Source organism: Ruegeria sp. AB8 (assembly GCF_056542605.1).
In genome coordinates this window covers 365598-388808 of sequence record NZ_JBQGAB010000001.1, presented here as the reverse complement: position 1 = coordinate 388808, position 23211 = coordinate 365598, and the positions used below count along the sequence as shown (strand labels likewise).

26 protein-coding genes are annotated in these 23211 nt (G+C 58.7%); 18 read left to right on the top strand and 8 right to left on the bottom strand.

The window, feature by feature from the left end:
* The first annotated feature begins 25 nt into the window (after positions 1-25).
* Together ppk2 and ACR0CG_RS01915 are read left to right on the top strand one after the other, a co-directional pair.
* The gene (ppk2, locus tag ACR0CG_RS01920) at positions 26-952 is read left to right on the top strand and encodes a polyphosphate kinase 2 (protein WP_480522585.1); all 927 of its coding nucleotides are present in this window, start codon (positions 26-28) and stop codon (positions 950-952) included.
* A gap of 103 nt (positions 953-1055) precedes the next feature.
* Positions 1056-2420: an MATE family efflux transporter gene (locus ACR0CG_RS01915; RefSeq protein ID WP_480522584.1), complete on the top strand. Its 1365-nt coding sequence runs from the start codon at positions 1056-1058 to the stop codon at positions 2418-2420.
* Here the strand turns inward: ACR0CG_RS01915 and ACR0CG_RS01910 are convergent, their stop codons facing one another.
* Together ACR0CG_RS01910 and ACR0CG_RS01905 are read right to left on the bottom strand one after the other, a co-directional pair.
* The gene (locus tag ACR0CG_RS01910) at positions 2421-2822 is read right to left on the bottom strand and encodes a hypothetical protein (RefSeq protein ID WP_480522583.1); all 402 of its coding nucleotides are present in this window, start codon (positions 2820-2822) and stop codon (positions 2421-2423) included.
* Between the two features lie 13 nt (positions 2823-2835).
* Positions 2836-4038, bottom strand: a complete 1203-nt coding sequence (locus ACR0CG_RS01905) for a pyridoxal phosphate-dependent aminotransferase (RefSeq protein WP_480522582.1) — start codon at positions 4036-4038, stop codon at positions 2836-2838.
* A gap of 91 nt (positions 4039-4129) precedes the next feature.
* Here ACR0CG_RS01905 and ACR0CG_RS01900 point away from each other — a divergent pair, with 91 nt between their 5' ends.
* The 7 genes from ACR0CG_RS01900 to ACR0CG_RS01870 all read left to right on the top strand — a co-directional run bounded on the left by ACR0CG_RS01900 (position 4130) and on the right by ACR0CG_RS01870 (position 9140).
* Positions 4130-4522 (top strand): helix-turn-helix domain-containing protein, encoded by a 393-nt coding sequence (locus ACR0CG_RS01900; protein WP_480522580.1) that lies wholly within the window; start codon positions 4130-4132, stop codon positions 4520-4522.
* Positions 4519-4776 carry a succinate dehydrogenase assembly factor 2 gene (locus tag ACR0CG_RS01895; protein ID WP_480522579.1) on the top strand — a complete coding sequence of 86 codons (258 nt, stop codon included), beginning with the start codon at positions 4519-4521 and terminating at the stop codon, positions 4774-4776. Before ACR0CG_RS01900 ends, ACR0CG_RS01895 begins: the two co-directional genes overlap by 4 nt.
* A gap of 78 nt (positions 4777-4854) precedes the next feature.
* Positions 4855-5352 carry a winged helix DNA-binding protein gene (locus tag ACR0CG_RS01890; protein ID WP_170805411.1) on the top strand — a complete coding sequence of 166 codons (498 nt, stop codon included), beginning with the start codon at positions 4855-4857 and terminating at the stop codon, positions 5350-5352.
* A gap of 389 nt (positions 5353-5741) precedes the next feature.
* On the top strand, positions 5742-6737 hold the full coding sequence (dusA, locus tag ACR0CG_RS01885) for a tRNA dihydrouridine(20/20a) synthase DusA (protein ID WP_480522577.1): 996 nt from the start codon (positions 5742-5744) through the stop codon (positions 6735-6737).
* Positions 6738-6771: 34 nt separating this feature from the next.
* Positions 6772-7596, top strand: a complete 825-nt coding sequence (locus ACR0CG_RS01880) for a sulfite exporter TauE/SafE family protein (RefSeq protein WP_321252227.1) — start codon at positions 6772-6774, stop codon at positions 7594-7596.
* Positions 7590-8375, top strand: coding sequence for a hypothetical protein (locus ACR0CG_RS01875; RefSeq protein ID WP_480522576.1), 786 nt, complete (start codon positions 7590-7592; stop codon positions 8373-8375). The genes ACR0CG_RS01880 and ACR0CG_RS01875 overlap by 7 nt, the downstream gene beginning before the upstream one ends.
* A gap of 36 nt (positions 8376-8411) precedes the next feature.
* Positions 8412-9140, top strand: coding sequence for a SpoIIAA family protein (locus ACR0CG_RS01870; RefSeq protein ID WP_170676324.1), 729 nt, complete (start codon positions 8412-8414; stop codon positions 9138-9140).
* Positions 9141-9278: 138 nt separating this feature from the next.
* On the opposite strand, the gene ACR0CG_RS01865 is transcribed toward ACR0CG_RS01870, so the two are convergent.
* The 3 genes from ACR0CG_RS01865 to ccmI are packed head-to-tail and all read right to left on the bottom strand — an operon-like array spanning position 9279 to position 11220.
* Complete coding sequence (locus tag ACR0CG_RS01865; RefSeq protein ID WP_170610137.1) at positions 9279-9512, bottom strand: DUF1289 domain-containing protein; 234 nt, start codon at positions 9510-9512, stop codon at positions 9279-9281.
* 17 nt (positions 9513-9529) lie between these two features.
* On the bottom strand, positions 9530-9994 hold the full coding sequence (gene ruvX / locus ACR0CG_RS01860; RefSeq protein ID WP_170610139.1) for a Holliday junction resolvase RuvX: 465 nt from the start codon (positions 9992-9994) through the stop codon (positions 9530-9532).
* Positions 9991-11220 carry a c-type cytochrome biogenesis protein CcmI gene (gene ccmI, locus ACR0CG_RS01855; protein ID WP_480522574.1) on the bottom strand — a complete coding sequence of 410 codons (1230 nt, stop codon included), beginning with the start codon at positions 11218-11220 and terminating at the stop codon, positions 9991-9993. The genes ruvX and ccmI overlap by 4 nt, the downstream gene beginning before the upstream one ends.
* A gap of 176 nt (positions 11221-11396) precedes the next feature.
* Here ccmI and ACR0CG_RS01850 point away from each other — a divergent pair, with 176 nt between their 5' ends.
* From ACR0CG_RS01850 to ACR0CG_RS01830, 5 genes are all read left to right on the top strand, one after another.
* The gene (locus ACR0CG_RS01850) at positions 11397-12641 is read left to right on the top strand and encodes a sarcosine oxidase subunit beta family protein (protein ID WP_170610143.1); all 1245 of its coding nucleotides are present in this window, start codon (positions 11397-11399) and stop codon (positions 12639-12641) included.
* Positions 12641-13435, top strand: coding sequence for an FkbM family methyltransferase (locus tag ACR0CG_RS01845; RefSeq protein ID WP_480522573.1), 795 nt, complete (start codon positions 12641-12643; stop codon positions 13433-13435). The genes ACR0CG_RS01850 and ACR0CG_RS01845 overlap by 1 nt, the downstream gene beginning before the upstream one ends.
* A 24-nt stretch (positions 13436-13459) precedes the next feature.
* Positions 13460-13789: a sarcosine oxidase subunit delta gene (locus ACR0CG_RS01840; protein ID WP_480522572.1), complete on the top strand. Its 330-nt coding sequence runs from the start codon at positions 13460-13462 to the stop codon at positions 13787-13789.
* Between the two features lie 67 nt (positions 13790-13856).
* A complete protein-coding gene (locus ACR0CG_RS01835; protein WP_480522571.1) occupies positions 13857-16871 on the top strand; it encodes a sarcosine oxidase subunit alpha family protein in 3015 nt (1004 codons plus the stop codon).
* Positions 16864-17430: a sarcosine oxidase subunit gamma gene (locus ACR0CG_RS01830; RefSeq protein ID WP_170610149.1), complete on the top strand. Its 567-nt coding sequence runs from the start codon at positions 16864-16866 to the stop codon at positions 17428-17430. Before ACR0CG_RS01835 ends, ACR0CG_RS01830 begins: the two co-directional genes overlap by 8 nt.
* 51 nt (positions 17431-17481) lie before the next feature.
* Here ACR0CG_RS01830 and ACR0CG_RS01825 read toward each other — a convergent pair whose 3' ends face one another.
* Positions 17482-17868 (bottom strand): hypothetical protein, encoded by a 387-nt coding sequence (locus ACR0CG_RS01825; protein ID WP_480522570.1) that lies wholly within the window; start codon positions 17866-17868, stop codon positions 17482-17484.
* A 102-nt stretch (positions 17869-17970) separates the two neighbouring features.
* On the bottom strand, positions 17971-18732 hold the full coding sequence (locus ACR0CG_RS01820) for an FkbM family methyltransferase (RefSeq protein WP_480522569.1): 762 nt from the start codon (positions 18730-18732) through the stop codon (positions 17971-17973).
* Positions 18733-18832: 100 nt separating this feature from the next.
* Here ACR0CG_RS01820 and ACR0CG_RS01815 point away from each other — a divergent pair, with 100 nt between their 5' ends.
* The 3 genes from ACR0CG_RS01815 to ACR0CG_RS01805 all read left to right on the top strand — a co-directional run bounded on the left by ACR0CG_RS01815 (position 18833) and on the right by ACR0CG_RS01805 (position 20997).
* Positions 18833-19432: a superoxide dismutase gene (locus ACR0CG_RS01815; RefSeq protein ID WP_480522568.1), complete on the top strand. Its 600-nt coding sequence runs from the start codon at positions 18833-18835 to the stop codon at positions 19430-19432.
* 3 nt (positions 19433-19435) lie between these two features.
* Positions 19436-20317: a metallophosphoesterase gene (locus tag ACR0CG_RS01810; protein ID WP_480522567.1), complete on the top strand. Its 882-nt coding sequence runs from the start codon at positions 19436-19438 to the stop codon at positions 20315-20317.
* A 221-nt stretch (positions 20318-20538) separates the two neighbouring features.
* A complete protein-coding gene (locus ACR0CG_RS01805) occupies positions 20539-20997 on the top strand; it encodes a baeRF12 domain-containing protein (protein WP_170676343.1) in 459 nt (152 codons plus the stop codon).
* Between the two features lie 52 nt (positions 20998-21049).
* Here the strand turns inward: ACR0CG_RS01805 and ACR0CG_RS01800 are convergent, their stop codons facing one another.
* The gene (locus ACR0CG_RS01800) at positions 21050-21601 is read right to left on the bottom strand and encodes an LOG family protein (RefSeq protein ID WP_480522566.1); all 552 of its coding nucleotides are present in this window, start codon (positions 21599-21601) and stop codon (positions 21050-21052) included.
* 126 nt (positions 21602-21727) lie between these two features.
* Here ACR0CG_RS01800 and ACR0CG_RS01795 point away from each other — a divergent pair, with 126 nt between their 5' ends.
* The gene (locus ACR0CG_RS01795) at positions 21728-23203 is read left to right on the top strand and encodes a LysM peptidoglycan-binding domain-containing protein (protein WP_480522565.1); all 1476 of its coding nucleotides are present in this window, start codon (positions 21728-21730) and stop codon (positions 23201-23203) included.
* Positions 23204-23211 lie beyond the last annotated feature (8 nt).

The following is a 23211-nucleotide window of genomic DNA, read 5'->3' as shown; positions in this document are numbered from 1 at the left end:
AACACTGAAACCCAGGAGCATATGCATGGCGGCAATCGTCCAGACCGACTTGAAACCCACTCAGATCAATACTGTACAGGCTGAAGTTCAGGATGCCGCGCAGCCATGCGCCGAGAAAATCCGGCACGCTTTCGAGAGCGGCAAGTACCCTTACGGCCACAAGATGGCGCGCAAAACCTACGAGGCGGAAAAGGCGAAGCTTCAGGCTGAATTGCTCAAGGTGCAGCTTTGGGCGCAGGAGACGGGCCAGCGGTTTGTTCTGCTGTTTGAAGGGCGCGACGCGGCCGGCAAAGGCGGCACGATCAAGCGGTTCATGGAGCACCTAAACCCCCGTCAGGCCCGCGTGGTAGCCCTGAACAAGCCGACGTGGGAAGAGAAGGGGCAGTGGTACTATCAGCGCTATGTGCAGGAGTTGCCGACGGTCGGTGAAATGGTGTTCTACGACCGGTCCTGGTACAACCGGGCAGGTGTCGAGCGCGTGATGGGGTTCTGTTCGCCAAACGAATACCTTGAGTTCATGCGGCAGACGCCCGAACTGGAACGGATGCTGGTGCGATCGGGTATCCAGTTATACAAGTACTGGTTCTCGGTCACGCAGCCCGAACAGCAACGCAGGTTCAAGAGCCGCGAAACCGATCCGCTTAAGCAGTGGAAGCTGTCGCCAATCGACAAGGCCAGTCTGGACAAATGGGATGATTATACCGAGGCGAAGGAGGCGATGTTCTTTTACACCGACACTGCCGATGCGCCCTGGACCATCGTCAAATCGAATGACAAGAAACGCGCGCGGCTGAACTGTATGCGGCATTTCTTGTCGACGCTGGATTACCCGGACAAGGATCAGGAATTGGTTGGCGAGCCTGATCCCCTGATCGTCGGGCAGGCGCATCACGTCATACATCGTTCGGATCACGTGCTGGGTACGTCGCTGCATCCCGAAGCGCGTTTGTAAGAGTCTGGCCTTTCGGGAATTCGGAGTCTCAGTTTGAAAATTCGATGATCGGCTCTTGTCCCTGACGATGGCCGGGCCTATGGCTGTTGCGATGAGCAAAGTCATGTCATATCCCGGCCATTTTCGCGCGATTGCCGTTCTGGGCCTGCCCCTGATCGGCGGGCATCTTGCGCAGTATGCGATCGGCCTGACCGATACCATCATGCTGGGATGGTACGGGGTCGAAGCGCTGGCGGCGGTGACGTTGGCCAGCAGCTACTACTTTGTTCTGTTCCTGTTCGGCGCAGGGTTCGGCTTGGCGGTCATGCCCATGGTCGCAACGGCCGCGGCGGAGGAGAACGAAACCAGCATCCGAAGATCAACCCGCATGGGGTTGTGGCTGTCGCTGATTTACTCGGCCCTGATCATGCCGCTGCTTTGGTGGTCCTATCCCATACTGATCGCCCTGAAGCAGGAGCCGGAGGTTGCTCAAACAGCGTCGGAGTACTTGCGTGTCGCAGGGTGGGGGATCATCCCGGCGCTATTGGTCATGGTGCTGAAGTCTTATCTGGCTGCGTTGGAGCGTACGCAGATCGTCTTGTGGATTACCGTTGCCGCTGCCCTGGTGAACGCGGTGACGAACTACGCGCTGATCTTTGGCAATTGGGGGGCTCCGGAACTTGGTGTCATGGGGGCCGCCATCGCATCGGTTGTCACGCAGATCGTTTCGTTGATTTGCGTCATCTACTATGCCGTGCGCGTTTTGCCTGAACACAGCCTGTTTCAGCGTTTCTGGCGGCCGGACTGGGAAATGTTCGGCAGTGTTCTGCGGTTGGGCGTTCCAATTGGCCTGACCATGCTGGCCGAGGTTTCCCTGTTTGCCACTTCGGCCCTGATGATGGGATGGATCGGGCAGGTACCGCTGGCCGCGCACGGTATTGCGCTGAACCTCGCCTCGGCAACGTTCATGGTTCACCTGGGCCTTTCAAACGCCGCCACCATAAGGGCAGGCAACGCGCTGGGCCGGAAGGATCGAGCGCACCTGGAAAAAGGCGCGATTGCCGTAACCGGGATGTCGCTGGTTGTGTCAGTGCTGACGATCATCCTGTTTCTGACCTGCGCCGAACCGTTGATTTCGCTGTTCATGGAAGCGGACAACCCCGAGCGTCCGCAGATTCTGGCGATCGGCACCGGGCTTCTGGCCATGGCAGCCCTGTTCCAGCTGGTTGATGGCGCTCAGGTCATCGCGCTGGGCTTGTTGCGCGGTGTGCAGGACGCCAAGATCCCAATGGTGATGGCCGCGCTCAGCTATTGGGTGATCGGTATTCCGGCCTCTTACTACTTTGGCTTCATGCGGGGTATGGAGGGTATCGGAGTTTGGCTTGGCCTTGTCATTGGGCTGGCCTGCGCTGCGGTGATGCTGATGGCCCGTTTCTGGCTCAGGTCCGTGCGAGAGGTCGGGTTGCCGGTCGAAAGACCGGCGGCCTGATCAGTTTTTGTTCAGGCGATCGGCCTTCTTCCGTACAAGCACAGTCCGGAGGTCGTGCATCGCCATCAGCAATCGGTCGCTGACATCTTCAAGCTGTTCTTCCGTGGCCTTGGACTGGGCCCACTGTGTCGTCAGGTTCAGGTAATCGACCGCGCGGTGAATGTCATCAATGTCACGTTTCGCCAACAGGGCTTTACGTTCTGTCATCCAGCGTTGGATCTCGGCCTTGTCAGCATCGGAAAGCGTGTGCTGTCCATGAGGTTTGATGTCGTCATTGCGGATGTTGATAACGGCGATCTGATCCATTTCGATCCGGCGGTGTCGATTTGCCGTATCGATTTTGAACACGACCGCTCCGTTTTCACGGACACGAAAATAGTATTCCGGCAGGTCTGTCGACAAGATTCTTCTCCGATCAGGTCAGTGCGGCGCAAAACCGTTGAATGCGGGCACACGCCTCTTTCAGGGCCGCGTCCGAAGTCGCGTAGCTGATCCGGAAATTCGGCGACAGCCCAAAGGCTGAACCAAAGACAACGGCGACGTCCGCTTCCTCCAGCAATGCGGTGGCAAAGGTTTCGTCACTGTCAATTAGGGTGCCTGCAGGGCTGGTCTTTCCGATCAGACCTGCGATGGACGGGTACACATAGAACGCGCCTTCGGGCGTGGGGCAGGAAATGCCGTCGATTTCATTCAGCATCTCGACGACCAGATCGCGGCGTCGTTTGAAGGTCTCGTTGTTAGGGGCCAGAAACGCCTGGGTGCCGTTCAGTGCCTCAACCGCGGCCCATTGGCTGACTGAACACGGGTTCGAGGTGGATTGCGACTGGATTTTGCGCATGGCCGCAATGATCTCGACCGGGCCCGCGGCGTAACCGATCCGCCAGCCGGTCATGGCATAGGCTTTGGATACGCCGTTGCAGGTGAGCGTACGGTCATACAGTCCCGGCTCAACCTCAGCAGGGGTGCAGAACTCGAATCCGTCATAAGCTAGGTGCTCATACATATCGTCGGACATGATCCAGACATGCGGGTGGCGCATCAGCACATCGGTCAACGCCTTCAGTTCTTCCCGGCTATATCCGGCCCCGGTTGGGTTCGATGGAGAGTTGAAGATGAACCACTTTGTCTTCGGCGTGATCGCGGCCTCAAGCTGTTCGGCAGTCAGCTTGAAATTGTTTTCGAGTTTGGCTTCGACCACAACCGGCGTGCCCCCGGCCAAAAGCACCATGTCCGGGTAGCTGACCCAGTATGGCGCGGGGATGATGACTTCGTCGCCCGGGTTCATCGTCGCCATCAGCGCGTTGTACAGCGTCTGCTTGCCGCCCGTTCCGACCGATATCTGGGCCGGTGTGTAATCCAACCCGTGGTCGCGTTTCATCTTGGCGCAGGCCGCCTGCTTGAGTTCGGGGATACCGTCGGGGGCGGTATACTTGGTCTTGCCGGCGGCAATGGCAGCGACCGCCGCGTCCTTGATGTTCTGCGGGGTGTCGAAATCCGGTTCGCCCGCGCTGAGGCCAATGACGTCGCGTCCGGCGGCCTTCATTTCAGCCGCCTTTGCCGTCATCGCGATTGTGGGCGAAGGTTTTACGCGTGACAGTGTCGCAGACAGGAAACTCATGAGTGGCCTCGGTTTGTATGTTTTGCCTGTCTGTCATAGGGTGCGCCCGAATGACGATCAAGCGCTATGAAAAATAGATTTGGAGCCCCAGATGACTGAAGAACACGACTGGTTCGGACCGGATGCAGCAACGTTTGGGGATCGTCTGGCAGGCGCGCGAGAAGCGGCCGGGATGTCACAGTCTGAGATGGCCCGCAGGCTGGGTGTAAAAAAGGCGACCATTGTCGCGTGGGAGAACGATCTGTCCGAGCCGCGCGCGAACCGTCTGTCGATTATGGCGGGCATGGTGAATGTCTCGATCATGTGGTTGCTGACCGGAGAAGGTGAGGGGATGGGCGCTCCCTTGGAGGAGGATGCCGAAAGCCTGGAGTTGGCAGGAGTCGCCGCCGAGTTGCGCGCAATTCGCGGCGAAATGCGCGCCAGCGCCGAACGCGCGGCGCGTCTTGAGAAAAAGATCCGCCTGATGTTGGAGCCTCAACAGTGACGGAAACACGCGATGTTCGGATCAAGCGTATGAAAATGCGCTCGATGCGGCGGGGGATCAAAGAGATGGATCTGATCCTGTCGGCCTATGCCGACCGCAACCTTGCGGGCATGGATACGGTCGGTCTGGATGCCTACGATGCGCTGCTGCACGAAAACGATCAGGACCTTTATCAATGGGTGACTGGGCAGGCCAGGCCTCCTGAAAGCTTTGCGGACCTGATCGCGGATATCGCGCAGACCATTCAAAAATAACGGAAAATCCCACTTAACCGATTTTTCGGGAATTCGGTTCATCGTGTCAGAAACTGCGCGACTGAATCGGAGGGTCGGATGAGTATGGAATTGCAGGTTTCCGCGCCGGGAACCAAAGGGTTCATGACCAGCTATCTTGAGGCGCTGGCCCTTGTCGAACGGCTGCACCGGTTGCTGCTGGATGTCATCAAGGATGAATTCGAACGAGTCGGTGTGCTGGAAATCAATGCTGTGCAGGCGCTTCTTCTGTTCAATATTGGCGATCACGAGGTGACGGCGGGCGAACTAAAAAGCCGGGGTTACTATCAGGGCAGCAATGTCAGCTACAACCTCAAGAAACTGGTCGAAATGGGTTACATGCATCACCAGAGATGCGAGATTGACCGGCGGTCCGTCCGGGTGCGCCTGACCCCACGCGGCCGAGAGATTCGCGACATCGTGGCCGAGCTGTTCTCGCGCCATGCCGAAGGCCTGCAGAGCCGTGGTGTTCTGGAATTTGACGGGATCGAACATATCACCACGTCTTTGCGCCGGGTCGAGCGATACTGGACCGATCAGATCCGCTACATTTACTGAGCTTTCGGGCACGTCGCTTGGCAAAATGTGACCGCCAGGTACCGGATTGCGATTCAAGCTCTGCGGGTGCTGACCGGAACGTCGTATTCGCGGCAAAAAGCGACTGAGGGTCGAGGGCCGGACAACTTCGAGCCCTCTCAACAAAAAGCCCAGTACGCTAACTGCGCATCTTCCTTCCGTGGTTTGAACGCCAGCCTTCGGGCAAAGTTTGGGTAATAACCTTGAGCGTGATGGGTACCGGATCACATCGCGTTCAAGTCGCTGTTCGCTCTCACCGAATATGCTACACCGTGGCACGCTCGAATCAGAAACCCCAGTGCCCCGAAACCGGCAAGACAGCCCGGTTAAACCTCGTGGCGCTTTGCTTGCACGAACACGGAGCCAGCGCTTTGACGAAAAACGCACAGAAAGCAGCGCGTCTGAGCGTGGCCCCCATGATGGACTGGACAGACCGGCATTGTCGGTTTTTTCATCGGTTGCTCAGTCGTCAAACCCTGCTTTACACGGAAATGGTGACGGCCCCGGCATTGGTCCGGGGTGGGGCAATTCATTTGCTGGACTACAGCCCGCAGGAGCACCCAGTTGCCCTGCAACTGGGCGGGTCGGATCCTGAAGAACTGGCACAAGCAGCGCGCTTGGGCGCGGAAGCCGGGTATGATGAGGTTAACCTGAATTGCGGCTGCCCTTCCGACCGGGTTCAGTCGGGCACGTTTGGGGCGGTGTTGATGAAGGACCCCTCTCGCGTCGCCGAATGCGTGGCGGCGATGATTGATGCTGTCGATATCGAAGTTACCGTCAAATGCCGCCTTGGTGTCGATGATCAGGAAGCCGAAGAAGTGCTGCCTGCGTTTCTGGAGGCAATCCGCGCGGCAGGCTGTGGTCGCGTTACGATCCACGCGCGCAAGGCCTGGCTTCAAGGGCTCAGCCCAAAGGAAAACCGCGATATTCCGCCGCTGGACTACGGTCTGGTGCATCGGATGAAAGCGGCTTTTCCTGATCTGCATGTCTCGATCAACGGCGGTATCACCTCGCTGAAACAAGCGAGGGAGCATCTGGTCGCCGGGCTGGATGGTGTGATGATCGGACGTTCGGCCTATCATCAGCCCGCCGACATTCTTTGCGATGCTGACCCGCTGATCTTTCAAACAGGACTTGCCACTGACCCGTTTGAAGTTGTCCATGAAATGGTGCCTTATGTCGAAAAACACCTTGCCGACGGTGGGCGACTGCACCAGATCACGCGTCACATGCTGGGCCTGTTCGCCGGACGACCCGGTGCGCGGGCATGGCGACGCGCACTGTCCGAGGGGGCAGTACATTCCGGGGCCGGGCCCGAGGTGATGCTGCAGGCGCTGGAACAGGTTGCGCCACTGGCTGAGGTTTAAACGAAATCCGGTTTGACACCGGTTTGGGGGGACAATGCCCGAGACGATGTTGCTGGCCCAAATGCTGGGCCTTTTGCTTGTGATCGGGGCCCTGGCCGGAGTGCTGGCCGGGTTGCTGGGCGTCGGGGGCGGAATTGTTCTGGTACCTGCGTTTTTCTATGCGTTTCAGACGCTTGGATATGGCGGGCCGCAACTGATGCAGCTGTGTCTGGCGACATCTCTGGCCACGATCATCGTCACGTCTGTCCGGTCCGTGCTTGCGCACAACGAGAAAGGCGCGGTGGACTGGGATATCCTGCGCGGATGGGGCGTTGGTATTGCTATTGGTGCCGTTCTGGGCGTGCTGGTGGCTTCGGCCTTGCGAACAGAGGCGCTGCAGGCCCTGTTTGGGATACTCGGCATGGTCATCGGGGCTTATCTGGGGCTGGGCCGGTCAGAATGGCGGCTGGGTGACGCCATGCCCAAAGGGGTGCGTCGCGCGGTTCTTTCGCCATCGGTCGGCTTTTTGTCCGTGCTGATGGGGATTGGCGGTGGCAGTTTCGGTGTGCCTTTGATGAGCCTTTTCAACACCCCCATTCACCGCGCCGTGGCCACTGCCGCCGGGTTCGGCGTGATTATCGCCGTGCCATCGGTCCTGGGCTTTCTGTTTGTGGAAATCCCGGTCGAGCATCGTCCGCCTCTGACAATCGGGGCGGTTAACCTGGTTGCATTTGGCGTGGTGGTCGCAATGACGATGATAACGGCGCCCTGGGGGGTGAAACTGGCCCACGCGATGGATCCCAAACCCCTAAAACGGGTTTTTGCCGTGTTTCTGACACTGGTCGCCCTCAACATGCTTCGCAAGGCGGTGGGATGGTAGACCATTTTCAAGATAAGGGCTGGATCTCGTTTCCTTATGATCCGGTTCTGGCCGAATGGGTTGAAGAGGCTTTGCCTGCTGCCCGAAGCTCGGTCTCGGACCCGGCGCACGCTCAGTGGCTCGATTGCGAGGAGACGTGGTTCATCGGTGTCGATGCTCTGACCAATGATCGCCAGGGCCGGGTGGGGCGTTCGTTGCCGCTGGCCCGGCAAGCGATGGACTTCATCACTGGGCAGTACGGTGTTCTGCCGTTGCACAAAGGGCAGGTCTCGGTCATCTACCCCGGCTACCCGCGCCCCCGACGCGGTGAAAGCGAGGCGGCCGCACGGTACAGGCGAAACAAGGATGCCGCCCATGTGGACGGACTGCGCCCCTCTGGCACTGGCCGACGCCGCCATGTGGATGAGCCGCACGCATGGATTTTGGGAATACCGCTGAACAAAGCCAGCGCCGATGCTTCGCCGATGGTTCTGTGGGAGGGGAGCCACAAGATCATGGGGGCGGCCTTTCGGAACGCCATGGCCGGACACCCGGATGAGGCACTGCATCAGATCGACGTGACGGAAATCTACCAGACGGCACGACGAGAAGTCTTCGACACATGTCCGCGAATCGAACTGCCGGCGGCACCGGGCGAGGCTTATCTTTTGCATCGACACTGTCTGCATGGGGTCGCCCCGTGGGGTGAAGCTGCAAGTTGTGGGCCCGACGGACGGATGATCGCCTATTTCCGCCCGGAATGTGCCGGGGGTGTAGCCGAGTGGCTCGAAACTCCGTAACGTCCTGCCATTGTTTAGCTTTGGAGGATTTTCGGTATGATGACCGTCCACACGAATTCTGATGGTGCACAGATTGAAGTTGAACTGTCTGGCCAGATCACTGCCGACGACTATGCTTCGACCCTTGTTCCGGCCATCGAAGCTGCTTTGACCGAGCATGACGCGGTTCGCCTTCTGGCGATCGTGCATCCGGAGTTCAAAGGTTACGACCTTGGAGCCGCGTGGTCTGACACCAAACTTGGTCTGAGCCATTGGCGCGGCTTCGACCGGATCGCAGTGGTGGCCGATCAGGGCTGGGTTCAGACTAGCATCCGGCTGGCAGCTCCGATCCTGCCGTGCCCGGTGCAGGTATTCGAGATGACCGAGTTGGAAGCCGCCCGGCGCTGGATGCGCGAATCCCTCGGGGCCATTCATGTCACAGATCTGGGCGGCCCGTGTATTCAGATTTCCTTGATGGGCAAGTTGGACCCCGATGAATACAAGCAGGCCGAGACCGATCTGGACAGCCTGCTTCGCGAGCGTGACGGGTTCAGGTTACTGATCGATCTGCGGGAATTTGATGGCTGGCAGGGGCTGACGGCACTGGCTGCACATTTCCGTCTGGCGCAGGGGCATATCGGGATGCTTGATCGCGCAGCAATTGTTGGCGACAAGGGCTGGCAGAGGATTGCGCAAAAAGTGGCAAGCCACGTGTTGGGAGCGCGAACGCAGTATTTCCCGTCGGAAGAAATCGAAAACGCAAAATCCTGGCTTACGGCTGGCTGATCCCTTCGCGGAAAGACAACTGAACTGATCGCGCCGCTGTGCTGGCCACTCACTCACGATCCGCGAACTCAACCCCTTCGGAGTTCACTCGGCCCGCAGCGGCGCAGCTTCAGACAGGTCTATTCTGGAATTGAAGTGTCAGCCTTTGTTCAGACGGGCAGCGCGGCCACCACGCCGTTTCGCGAGACGCGGTTTACGAGCCGGCAGGTCTGTCATGATTTCCGCCCGCTCGCTGCTTTCCATCTTGGACCAGCGCGAAATCTCGTCAAGGGTGCGGTAGCATCCTGTGCAGATACGTTCCGTCGGGTGCACAACACAGATCTGGACGCAGGGGCTTTCCACCTCATTCCTTTTCCAAACCATGTTTGTCATCGCGCCAACCCGCCTTTTTAAAGAAAGCGCAACCTGTCGAGCGCTCCTTGCAAAATATAACCAGCCGCGACGTGATCAATAACCTGTCCGCGACGTTTTCGTGTCGTATCCGCCTCAAGCAGTGCCTTTTCTGCCGCAACTGTGCTTAATCTCTCGTCCCAAAAACCGATGGGAAGGTCCGTCAGGCGCGACAGATTCCGGGCAAAAGCGCGGGTTGACTGGCATCGGGGGCCTTCAGTTCCGTCCATGTTTTTGGGCAGGCCCAGAAGTATTCCTCCGATTTCGCGGTCAGCAACAATTTCCAGAAGCCGCGCGGAATCGAGCGTGAATTTCTTGCGCCGGACCGTCTCGAGCGGGCTGGCCACGCCGCGCATCCGGTCCGAAACCGCCACGCCGATCGTCTTCTCGCCAAGGTCCAACCCCATGAGCGCCGTCATCGGGGCCAGCGCGGCGGCGAAATCTTCGAACTGATCGTGGATCATGGTTCCAGACCTGCCCTTCGGGCGGCCGCGGCCAGCATGTCCAGCGCATTGGCATTGCCGGCGAAAACAGATTGCGCTTCGTCGTATATTCCGCTTGCACGTTCCACTTCCCCAAGAACGCCCAGTGCTGCAATCAGGCGGGCCCATTCTTCGGGCGATCCGCCTTCGGTTGCCAGCCGGTCCGACAACTGGTTGACCATTCCGCGGATCATGTCCTGACGTTCTTCCGGCGTCAGTTCCGCTGCTGCGTCGACAGCGGCCTGATCAGGGCCTGGCGCGGTGGAAGGTGCCGGGATTTCCGGAGCATTGAAAACGCCCGCCCTGAAGGCCAGTTCGTCAATTTGGGCGCGGATCGCATCTGCCCAGGGTGCGCCGGCGGGCGCTTGGGCCAGTGCATCGGCCCAAAGCCGGTAGGCCAGGTCGGGTCGTCCGGTCTGCACAAGCATCTGCCCCCAATAGTACCGAGCAGGTCCATGAAGCGGGTCGCGATCCAGCGCCTGTTTCAGCGCGTCCTCAGCCTCGGGCGAAACATATCCGCCTGCGGCCAGAATCATCATCTCGGCCAGATGGGAATAGGCATCCGCTGGCGCTGCATCACCCGACAGTTCGATCACGCGTTGCTGCGCCTTGTAAGCAGCCTGAAAATTGCCTGCGTTGGCCTCATGTTGGGCCAGCAGTATGTGACCCTGCAAGTCGTCGGGCCGGCTAGCAACGGTTTCGCGCAACTGGCCCAGCAGTTCGACATAGCTTTCTTCCAGCTGAGGCGCCGGCGCGTGTGGTGTCGACGCTTCAAATTCGGCCTGAGCCGGACGATCGGCGCGCAGGCTCTTGGCCATTTCCAGTCGCATTTCCAGTGGTTGATCCGGCAACCCGTTGGCACCGAGTTGACGATAAAGCCCCATTGCACCACCCACCAGAACAAGCGCCACGACAACAAGTGATCCGACCGTAACGGCACGCGACGGGCCGTTGCCCGCTGCAGACTGCTGCATCTGCGCATCCGCAGCCAGAATGCGACGAGAGATTTCGGTGCGTACCCTGTCGGCATCCGCTGCTGGGATTACACCCCGGGCCAGGTCCCGGTCCACGCCCGCCAACTGTTCACGGTAGACGCGCAGGTCGTAGGCCGCGGCAGGTTCGCGGTTTTTCCTGTTGCGCAGCATGGAATATCCCAAAAACACGGCAATCAGCAGTGCAGTCAGTAAGATCAGGACCCAGAACGTCATAGTATCTCCGAAACGCTTGCCCTGACTTAGACCCGCTGGCCGCCCGACAAAAGGGACAAATGGCCGCGAATGGCGTACATGTCGCAATAGTGCGATATTGCGGCGTTGTGCGGCAGGGGTAAACTGTCGCCACAGGTCATATCTGCGCCCAATCACCGAACCGGATGGATTCGCTTATGAAACACTATTCAGCCTTTGCCGTTGCGCGCGAAGCGCTTCGTTACCACACAGGATGGGAACGCGCCTGGCGGTCACCTGAACCCAAGAAACGCTACGACGTAATAATCGTTGGTGCAGGGGGGCATGGTCTGGCCACTGCATACTATCTGGGTAAGAACTACGGCATCCAGAACGTGGCCGTGATTGAAAAAGGCTGGCTGGGCGGTGGCAACACCGGCCGGAACACGACGATCATCCGCTCGAACTATCTGCAGGACCCGTCGGCGGCGATCTACGAAAAGGCGCGCAGCCTCTATGAGGATTTGAGCCAGGACCTAAACTATAACATCATGTTCAGTCCGCGCGGCGTGATGATGCTGGCGCAGACACAGCACGAAATCCGCGGCTATCAGCGCACAGCGCACGCCAACGCATTGCAGGGCGTCAAGACCGAGTGGATTACGCCTGAACGCGTCAAGGAGCTGGTGCCGATCATCAATCTGGACGGTCCGCGCTATCCGGTTCTGGGCGCGCTTTGGCAGGAACGCGGCGGTACCGCACGCCATGACGCGGTGGCGTGGGGCTATGCGCGCGCCTGTTCCGCGATGGGCATGGACATCATCCAGCAATGCGAAGTCACCGGCGTCCGTTCGGACAATGGCCGCGTGGTTGGTGTCGATACCACCAAGGGCGCCATTGACTGTGACAAGTTGGGCATCGTTGTTGCCGGGCACTCGGGGCAATTGGCCGAGATGGCAGGCTTCCGCCTGCCGCTGGAAGCCATCGCGCTGCAAGCGCTGGTATCCGAGCCGATCAAACCCTGCATGGACGTTGTCGTAATGGCCAACACCGTGCACGGCTACATGTCTCAGTCTGACAAGGGCGAGATGGTAATCGGCGGCGGAACCGACGGGTTCAACAACTTCACCCAGCGCGGTTCGTTCCATCATATCGAGGAAACTGTCCGCGCGCTGGTCGAGACCTTCCCGATGATCTCGCGTCTGAAGATGCTGCGCCAATGGGGCGGGATCGTGGATATGACCGGTGATCGCTCGCCGATCCTGTCGAAAACACCGCTGCAGGGCTGCTTTATCAACGGCGGCTGGGGCACGGGCGGCTTCAAGGCGATCCCAGGCTCGGGCTGGGGCATGGCACAGCTGATGGCCACCGGTCATTCGCCACTGACCGAAGCCTTCTCGCTGGACCGCTTCAAAGAGGGCCGCTTCATCGACGAAAGCGTCGCCGCCGGGGTGGCGCATTGATGGAAGTTGAAACGCTCCCGACGGCTGTTCCAGGACGACCGCGCCTGACGAAACTGGCGTTGCAGAAATTTGTTCTGGCATGCTTCGATGCGCAGTCAGATCAGGTCCGTGTCATACAGGTCGGCGCAAATGATGGGCAGTTAGATGATCCGATCACGGCCTATTGGTCCAAAGAAAAATGGAGCGGGGTCCTGATTGAACCGCATCCTCTATACTTCGCGGATCTTGACGCGCGACATGGCCGTAATCCCAATGTGCAACTGGTCAACGCGGCAGTGTCCGAAACGGCGGGGCAGATCACCTTGTATCATCTGGATGAAAAATGTCGCAACGATGGCCCAAGCTGGTTGCGAGGCTGCGCATCTCTGGACAAACAGCGCATGATTGCATCTATCGAAATGGCCAACCGGCGTCAGCAGGTTGCGCTGCCGCATTCTGCCGTTGCCGAGACCAATGTGGTTGCGCGTCGCCTTGATAATATACTTGCTGAATTGAACGTATTCTCGGCTGACTTGTTGGTTGTTGACGTGGAAGGCCACGAAGCCTCGGTTCTGAACAGCGTCGACTTGTCCGGCCTCGATATCAAACTTGCAATTATTGAAAGCAACGATGGAAACAAAGATGATGAGCTTAAAATCGTTTCGACTCTGAATGAGGCCGGGCTGATCGCATTCAAGGTCGCTGCCGACATCGTCGCTATTCGTCCGGGTGGAATCAAAGTTCCGATCGAGGCCATGTTTCACTTCAATAATCTTGTGCCTTTAACTGCTGACGCGAAGCTGGTCGCAACCTGAAATGTCTGAGTATGGTGTAAAAACATGCTGATCCTGAATTGCCCCTATTGCGGCGTTGACGCCGAAGAAACCGAACTGGCCGCTGGTGGTGAGGCGCATCTGAAGCGCTTTGGCCCCGGCTCGTCGGATGACGAATTCCACGACTACCTGTTTACGCGTGAAAACCCCAAAGGCGTGCATTTCGAACGCTGGCGGCACGCCAATGGCTGCGGCAAGTGGTTCCACGCCGCGCGTTGTACGCAAACGCTCGAAGTGTTCGGCACCTACACCGCTCAGACCTCCGAGCCGCCGCAAGACATCAAGGACGCCATCGCCGCCAAACGGCCCGGCTGGACGTGGAGAGAGTTCTCCTGATGCTTCACCTTTTCAAAAATACTCCCGCCGGAGGCTCCGACACCTCCACCTGCGAAAGGTCCGCAAAATGAGCACCCGCCTCGCAAAACTCGGCCGACTGATTAACCGGTCGAAACAGGTCACCTTTACTTTCAACGGCACCGCGATGCAGGGCTACGAAGGCGATACGCTTGCCTCGGCCCTTCTGGCCAATGATCAGATGATGATGGGCCGGTCGTTCAAATATCACCGTCCGCGTGGCGTCGTCGCCAGCGGGGCCGAGGAACCGAACGCTCTGGTCGGTCTCGGGCAGGGCAGCCGCTTCGAGCCGAACCAGCGTGCCACCACGACCGAGCTGTTCAACGGCCTGACCGCGATCTCGCAAAACCACTGGCCGAACCTGGAATTCGACATCGGTGCCGTCAACACTCACCTGTCGCGGTTCCTGCCGGCCGGCTTCTACTACAAGATGTTCATCCATCCCAAGCCGTTCTGGAAGCACGTCTACGAACCCTTCATCCGCCAGTCCGCCGGTCTGGGCAAAGCGCCGGACAAGGAAACCAAGGACGCGGACACCTATGAACACTTCTACGCCTTCACCGATGTTCTGGTGATTGGCGGCGGTGTGGCCGGTCTTCAGGCCGCCAAAGCAGCGGCGCAATCCGGTGCCAAGGTTCTGCTGATCGAGCAGACCGCACATTGGGGCGGTCGCGCTCCGGTTGATGGCGGAACTGTCAATGGCGAGCCTGTGGATAAGTTCGTGGAACAATTGGTTTCCGAACTCGAAACAATGGGCAACGTCACCATGCGGTCCCGTTGCATGGGCGCAGGGGTTTATGACCATGGGTACGTACTGGGTTACGAGCGTCTGAACGATCACAAACCGGGCACGCAAGGCCCACGTCATCGCTTGTGGCGGATCCGGGCCAAACAGATCGTGACTGCAACAGGCGCGATCGAGCGTCCGCTGTCCTTTGCCGGAAATGATGTGCCGGGTGTGATGCTGGCTTCGGCCATGCGCGACTATGTGATCAACTGGGGCGTGACCCCCGGCGAGCGTGTCATCGTCGCCACCAACAACGACGACGCTTATCGCACGGCGATCCTGATGAAACAGGCGGGTGTCGATGTCCTGCGCGTTGTCGATGCACGTACATCTGCCGGGCCGTTGGCCGAAGAGGCGCGTCAGCTTGGCATCCGTGTCGATCCGGGCAAGGCCATCGCCAAAGTCAAAGGCGGCAAACGTGTCAAGAAAGTTGCGATCTGCAATCAGGAAGGAATCGGGGGCGCTCGCGAAGAAGTTGAATGCGATGCGGTCGCCATGTCGGGGGGCTGGTCTCCGGTGGTTCACATGTGGTCGCATTGTGGGGGCAAGCTGATCTGGGATGAGGCGCAGGCCCATTTCAGTCCTGATCCGGCGCGCCCGCCTCTGGGTGCAAATGGTGAAGGTTTCGTTCTTGCCGCGGGTTCCTCGAACGGTCCGCTGGCGCTGGGCGAGGTGCTGTCCGATGCCCATGCCGCTGGCAAAGCGGCGGCCAAGGCGGCCGGGTTCAAACCGAAGAACACCAAGGCCCCGGCTGGGGAAGCTACCGGCGAAGCGGCGATGGAAGCTGTCTGGCTGATGCCTGCCAATGCCGAAATCCAACTGCGCATGAAATCCTGGCTCGACTTCCAGAATGACGTCAAAGTTTCCGACGTCCAGCTGGCTGCGCGTGAAGGGTACGAAAGCGTTGAACACACCAAGCGTTACACCACGCTTGGCATGGCGACGGATCAAGGTAAACTGAGCAACATCAACGGCTTGGCGATCCTGGCTGATGCGCTGGAATCCGAAATTCCGAAGGTCGGCACCACAACCTTCCGCCCGCCCTATACCCCCATTTCGATGGGTGCGATTGGCGGTGAAGCGCGTGGTGAAGTGTTCCAGCCGATCCGCCAAACACCGATGCGCAACTGGCACGACAAGAACGGCGCCGACTGGGAGCCGGTCGGCCACTGGCGCCGGACCTACGCCTACGTGCGTCCCGGAGAGTCCGTGCATGACGCGGTCAATCGCGAGGTCAAGAACACCCGCGAAAACCTTGGCCTGCTTGATGCATCGACGCTGGGCAAACTGATTGTCAAAGGCCCGGATGCCGGCAAGTTCCTCGACATGATGTACACCAACATGATGTCCACGCTGAAGGTCGGCAAATGCCGTTATGGCCTGATGTGCTCGGAAAACGGTTTCCTGATCGACGACGGCGTTGTTGCCCGCATCGACGAGGACACATGGCTGTGCCACACTACCACCGGCGGGGCCGAGCGTATCCATGGGCACATGGAAGAGTGGCTGCAGACCGAATGGTGGGACTGGAAAGTCTACGTGGCCAACGTGACCGAGCAATACGCGCAGGTCGCCGTGGTTGGCCCCAACGCCCGCAAGGTGCTTGAGAAGCTGGGCGGCATGGACGTCAGCAAAGACGCGCTGCCGTTCATGGAATGGCGTGATGGCAAGATCGGTGACTTCAACTGCCGCGCCTACCGCATTTCGTTCTCGGGTGAGCTGTCCTATGAAATCGCGGTTCCGGCCTCTCAGGGTCAGGCGTTCTGGGACGCGCTGATGGAGGCAGGTAAAGAGTTCGGCGTGATGCCTTACGGCACCGAATGTCTGCACATCCTGCGGGCCGAGAAAGGCTTTATCATGATCGGCGACGAGACCGACGGCACCGTGATCCCGCAAGATCTGGGGCTGCACTGGGCGCTGTCGAAAAAGAAAGAGGACTATCTGGGCAAACGCGCCCATTCGCGCAGCCACATGGCAGACCCTGAGCGCTGGAAACTGGTCGGGCTTGAGACTGTGGATGGATCGGTTCTGCCGGATGGTGCCTACGCAGTGGGCGAGGGCGTCAACGCCAACGGTCAGCGCAATATGATAGGACGCGTGACCTCGACCTATTACTCGGCCAACCTGGACAAGGGCATCGCCATGGGTCTGATCAAACACGGGCCCGACCGGATGGGTGAGATTGTCGAGTTCCCGGGTACGGATGACAAAGTCTACAAAGCCAAGATCGTGGATCCGATCTTCTACGACAAGGACGGGGAGAAGCAGAATGTCTGAACCCATCAGCGCACTGAATCACGCAAGCTTCGACGGCATTGCCAAAGTCGAGGAATGCGGCCTGCAGGGCATGATCACCCTGCGCGGCGACCTGTCCGACAAGGTGCTGGCCAAGGCAGTCAAAGACGCCACGGGCCAAAAGGTTCCTGGCCAGCGCGAGGCTTTGGTGAACGGCGATACCGGCGTTTGCTGGATGTCGACCGACGAATTGCTGGTGCTGGTGCCCTACGCCGAGGTCGAAGCCAAGCTGGCCGCGATGACCAATGCCCTGAGCGGCACACACGCCCTGGCCGTCAACGTCTCGGATGCCCGCGCAGTGTTCCGCATCTCGGGCGGCAGCGCACGCGAGGTACTGGGCAAGCTGGCTCCGGTCGAGTTCTCGGAAGAGGCATTCCAGCCCGGCCAGATCCGGCGCTCGCGTCTGGCACAGGTGGCAGGTGCGTTTTGGATGGATGACACCGAAACCTTCCGGGTGGTTTGTTTCCGGTCCGCTGCAGACTATGTGTTCAAACTGCTGAAAGTCGCGGCGCAGCCTGGCAGTGAAGTTGGGGTTTACTGACCTCTGCCTAAGTGCAGTTGAATCGAAAGCCCCGGGTCATCCGGGGCTTTTTTATTTGACCAACGCGCAGTTTCCGGTCCCGTAAGGTTTGTTTGATGCACTTACATTGCCAAAGCTACCGCGGACTTTAATTTTGTTTTTGGCTTGATCGAGGTTTGCCTGATACCGCATGCGCACCGCCTGCCCGTCTGAACTCGGCAATGTGACTTTCCAGCTCATCTGGTAATCGCTGTTTCTGCGGGTATTCAGATTTGCGTCCATCCAGTCGTGGTAGTTACTGACGACCTTCGCTTTGTTGGCTTCTGGATCAATGCGAAAGTAGTATTCCGGTGCGACCAACCTTCCCGACCCTTTGACCTTGCAATGATATGTCAAATCTTCAGCTGCTGCCGTCTGAGCGGCAAAAGCCGCAACAATAAATCCAAATAGTCGTTTCATTTCTAATATTATTTATCAATAAGTTAATGGCGTAAGGAAACAGGTTTAGCTCGGAGAAACAAGCAAAACCGCACGTAAAGTGAGCAGGTGGATTGTCGCATTCTACCCGTGCAGAACAATCGCGCGATAGCGTGTCAATTCTTCGGGTTTGAGCATTGTCTGAACGTCTGTCGGTTGCCCGCTTTCGTCACAAACATCGGAGTAAAAGGAAAGGCTTTCCAGCAGCTCGGATGTGCGGGTCAGGCGATCTTCGTCGGCCAACAGGGGGGAGTGGAGAGAGAGATACAGTGCAGGCCGTACCTTTTCCAACCATGACAACAGGGTTGGCATTACGAAGAACTCGGCCCCTTCGATATCCATTTTGACCAGTGACACGTCAGACAGATCATTCACCGCCTCGAACTGATCCCACGCAATGGTCAGTGCATCGCTGCCATGTGCGCCGTCATGAAGCAATGAACTGGTGGAATCACCGGGCTCTCCGCGCAGGGATGCCATGCGGGCCACACCGAACTCGTCTGACAGTGCCACACCAAAGGCTGAAACGTTATGAATGTCGTTCAGGTCCAGATTCCACGCCAGATGTCGGTATGCCGTCGGGTCCGGCTCGAAACACCAGACATGCCGCGCCTTGCGTGCGCCATAAAGGACGGTCGGGCCAATCCACGCACCGATGTCCAAATAATCGCTGCCCGGCGTCAGGTACTCATCAAGAACGGCGAAGGTCTCGGGTTCCCAGTCACCCGCAGACGCCTTGCGCCAGAATTTCGAATGATAGGGGTCAAGGCGAAACGGCTCGCCGTTCAGGTTGCCCGCATAGTATCCGCGGGCGCGGTAGAACATCTTGCGCGCCTGTGTCAGCATCGACTGCCTCCGGGTTTTCTTGTCTCGGCTCTTGACCTGCGGCGGCTGCCAAAGCATTTAACCTTGGGAACCGCAACTTACATTTTAACAGGGGGCCGACATGGCTTTTGAACTTCCTGATCTTCCTTATGCACATGACGCGCTGGCAGCCAAGGGTATGTCCGCGGAAACACTGGAATATCACCACGATCTGCACCACAAGGCCTATGTCGACAACGGCAACAAGCTGATCGCCGGGACAGAGTGGGACGGAAAGTCGCTGGAAGAGATCATCGTTGGCACTTACGACGCAAACGCAGTCGCACAGAACGGTATCTTCAACAACATCAGCCAGCTGTGGAACCACAACCAGTTCTGGGAAATGATGGGCCCCGGCGGCAATGCCATACCCGGCGAACTGGAGAAGGCGCTGACCGAAAGCTTTGGCTCGGTTGACGAATTCAAGTCGCAGTTCAGCGCCGCTGGAGCAGGTCAGTTCGGTTCGGGCTGGGCGTGGCTGGTCAAGAACGCGGACGGTTCGCTGGCCGTGACCAAGACCGAAAACGGCGTGAACCCGCTGTGCTTCGGTCAGACCGCGCTGCTGGGCTGCGATGTGTGGGAGCACTCGTACTACATTGATTTCCGCAACAAGCGCCCGGCTTACCTTTCGAACTTCCTCGACAATCTGGTGAACTGGGAAAACGTTGCATCGCGGATGTAATCATTGACCCGACGAGGGTTCATACGGGGTCTGCTGGCGGTAACGCTGGCAGGCCTTTTTACTGCGGCTTATGGCTTTTTTTTCGAGCCGGCCCTGCGGCTGCGCGTACGTAAATGGCGCCTGAAACGAACCGACTGGACTGCGCCCCCGGTTCGTATTGCGGTTCTGGCTGATCTGCATGTCGGAGAGCCGATGATCGGGCTTGACCGCATTCGCCAGATCGTGCGGCGCACCAATGCACTGGCGCCGGATCTTATATTGCTGCTTGGGGATTACTCGGCAGACCTGAAAATCTTCATGCAACCGGTCAGGCCGGACGATCTGGCCGACGTTCTTTCTGATCTTGATGCGCCGCACGGGGTGTTTTCGGTGTTGGGCAACCACGACTGGTGGGATGACCGGCAGGCTCAGCAGCGGGGTGGTGGGCCGAATATCTACGCCGAGGCGCTGGGACGCAAAGGCATCACGGTTCTGTCGAACACCGCGATCAAGCTGGAATCGTTGGGGTTCTGGCTGGCCGGGCTTGAGGATCAGTGGGCTATCCGGCGCAAGGGCGGCGGGTATCAGGGGCTGGATGATCTGCCGGGCACCTTGAGCCAAGTAACGGACGATGCGCCGGTCGTGATGATGGCGCACGAACCGGATATTTTTCCAAAAGTACCAAAGGAAGTTGCACTGACACTATCCGGGCATACTCATGGCGGACAGGTGCGCCTGTTTGGCTGGTCGCCCGTGGTGCCATCCCGCTATGGCAATCGGTACGCCTATGGGCACGTGCAGGAAAACGGGCGGGATCTGGTGGTTTCAGGCGGTATTGGCTGTTCGATCCTGCCCGTGCGGCTGGGGGTCACGCCTGAGATTACAGTGATCGAAATGTCGGCCTGATCCTTTTCTTAGCGCTGGTGAAAACCTGCCGATACGTCGACTTTTGCCTTCGCCGGGATTGTATCGCGCCCCGCAGACCCTACGTAAAGTAGGCGGCAGGAGTGAGCTGCAAATCAAATAGACAAGCGACAGTAAGCGCGCCAATCCAGTGTTGGCACGCTACAAAAGACTTGTGCCCAAAGGGCGGGGGGCGACCTCAACGGCCGATACAGGAGATCACTATGGTCGCAATTGAACAGGGAACATGGGTTATCATCGCAGACGGGGAAAAGGCGCTGGTGATGGAGAACATCACAGACGCCGAAGATCCCAATCTTGTCGTCGTCTCGGTTGAAGAGCAGGACACAGCGGACAACAAACCCAAGGACAGGGCAGGACGCCGGTTCGATTCCGGGCCGAACCAGAAGTCGGCCATGGAAGAGACGAACTGGAAAGCCCACGCCAAATCCTTGTTCGTTCAGGATGTGGCGGATTTGCTGAATCGAAAGGGGCTGAAAGGTGCGTTCAAGCGGCTTGTTCTTGTCGCCAGCCCTCATGTTCTGGGCCTGTTGCGCCGGCGGCTTCACAGCGAGGTGCTGGCCAAAGTGGTCGCCGAGGTCGACAAGACCCTGACCAACCACCCGCTGCACAAGGTCGAACAGGTCTTGCGTCAGCGATTGGCAAAGCCTGCGGTTGCTTGACTATTTTTTCCCCGGGAGGCCAAAGGGTCCCCGGGGTTCCGAACATCCTGAGTTACGTCAGAAGCGAACGCAAGGCCTCAATGGCCCCTGTTGGGGAGTCCACCCAGGTCAGAAACTCGCCTAGCGATGGATCGGCAAATTCCTGATCGATAACCTGCGCGACCAGTTCGCGCAGCTTGTCCCAATATCCATCAACATTCAGGATCAGGATGGGTTTGTCGTGCAGGCCTAGCTGCCGCCATGTCAGGGCTTCGAACAGTTCGTCCAGCGACCCGGGGCCACCCGGCAGAACGACAACCGCGTCTGCATTCATGATCATGACCTTCTTGCGCTCGTGCATGGTCTCGGTGATCACGAAATGGGTCAGGTCGGTCTTGCCGACCTCGCGCCGGACCAGATGCACCGGGATGACACCGAAAGTTTCCCCTCCGGCGGACTGCGCCGCGCGCGCGACCTTGCCCATCAGCCCGACATCTCCGGCACCATAAACCAGACGCCAGCCTTCATTTGCCAGCAATGTGCCGAACGCTTCGGCGGCTGCGGCATAGGCGGGATTTGTGCCATTGCGTGACCCGCAATACACACAGACTGATTTCTGAGACATCAGATGGGTTCTCCGGGCTTGTGTCTGAGGTTTTGACCCCTGATAGCGGGATTGATAGGTTGCCTCAACCGTCAGGCAGAATGTGTGAAAGTCAAAGCATTTGCGCTGCGGAGTGAAAGGAAAAGAATGGACGCCAAGTCGGGAAGCGGAAGCTCTGGAAACTTCCTCTGGGGATTGATCGCTGGAATTGCAGCTCTGATCGGAGCGGGAGGTTTGTATCTGTCCGGCATTTTTGGCGATGAACAGGACACTCCGGTGCCTCAGCAGACCGAACTCGCTGCCGAAGCGCCACAGGAAGATGTCACCACCGAAGCAGAAGAAACCGCTGAAAAGTCTGTGCAGCCTGCGGAAACGGCGGAGCCTGAGCAGTCTGTAGATCAGGCCGGGCAAGGCGATAGCCAACCGGAACCAGCGGGCGAGGAAAAGGCTGAGACCGGGGAGGCAGTTGAACCTGCGCCCACGCCGGTCATCGCGCCTGCTCTGGATCAGGTTTTTATCGAAACGGACGGGAACGCCCTGTTGTCCGGCACCGCCGCACCGGGTTCCGAAATCCGCGTGTTGCTGGATGGTGAGCCTGTGCACAGCTTCACGGTCGATGCCAGCGGGCAATTTGCCGAGTTTCTGGTGATCCCGTTCTCCGATATCGCAAGGGGCTTGGTGCTGGAGACATCCGACGGAGCCACGGCGTCGCGTTCGGATGATTACCTGATAGCGGCGCTGCCCGCGCCCGAGCCGCAACAGACCGAGGTGGCTTCGGCCGAACCGTCAGAGGATGCCGGAGCGCAAACGGTTGAGCCCGGTGCATCCGAAGTGGAAGTCACGGAACCCGAACCGACCGAGACCGCAGCAGCGGAAGACACGGGAACAGACCAACAGCCTTTGACTTCGCAAGAGGAGCAGACGGCAGAGGCATCTTCTGAGGATCAGCCCCAGCCCGAATCCGAAACAGCAGATACTGAAACCGCCGAAACCGATACCGCAGAAACTGAACAGGCAGAAACTGAACCCACAGTATCTGAACCGGCAGCCGAGGCTTCTCAGGATCAGCAGGTCGCCGTATTGCGGTCTGGTGAAGAAGGTGTCGAACTGGTGCAGCCTCCGGCGACGCAAACTCAGCAGCCGGATCAGATTGCTTTGGATACGATTGGCTATTCGGAAACCGGCGAAGTCGAGCTGACAGGGCGTGCGCAGGGCGGATCGGCTGTGCGCCTTTATCTGGACAACCGCCTTGTCGGCGATCTTCCGTCCGCGGAAGACGGAAAATGGCGGGGCGAGATCGAGGGTATCGACCCAGGTATCTATACATTGCGGGTGGATGAAGTGGCCCCCGACGGAACTGTCGTCAGTCGGCTGGAAACCCCATTCAAGCGAGAACCAATCGAGACGCTGCAGGCCGCTGATCAGTTGGATGAAGCGGATGCCGAGAGCCAAACCGCCGCAATCCGGTCAGTCACGGTTCAGAAAGGCGACACACTCTGGGCGATTTCGCGGGAACGTTTTGGTGACGGTATTCTCTACGTCAAACTTTTCGAGGCCAACCGCGACTCGATCCGCGATCCGGACCTGATTTATCCGGGTCAAATCTTTACCATCCCCGAATGAACACCCGG